The organism is Bradyrhizobium sp. KZN70725 (assembly GCF_055264925.1).
Genome location: NZ_JBUYWT010000240.1, coordinates 1 through 219 on the forward strand (window position 1 = coordinate 1; position 219 = coordinate 219).

At 63.5% G+C, this 219-nt stretch carries 1 protein-coding gene; it reads left to right on the forward strand.

Going from position 1 to position 219, the window contains the following annotated elements; genetic code table 11:
* Positions 1-22: 22 nt before the first annotated feature.
* Positions 23-219, forward strand: a 197-nt coding sequence (locus tag ACZBJS_RS42900) for an ATP-binding protein (protein WP_463440381.1), incomplete at its 3' end; no start/stop codon positions are given.

The following is a 219-nucleotide window of genomic DNA, read 5'->3' on the forward strand; positions in this document are numbered from 1 at the left end:
TAGCCGAAGGCGAGTTTCTTTCATATTGGGGCCCAGCGGTTCCGGCAAGTCTACGCTGTTGGGCCTGATCGCCCGCCTTATTCAGCCGACGGGCGGCTGCATCATGCTCGGCTGCCCGGGACGGCAGCTTCGGCATCGAGGGCGACGTTGCCGACGAGTCTATCAAGGTGAAATCGTCCGCTACGCGATGCAAGCGCCGCCTACCGGCACCGTCATCGC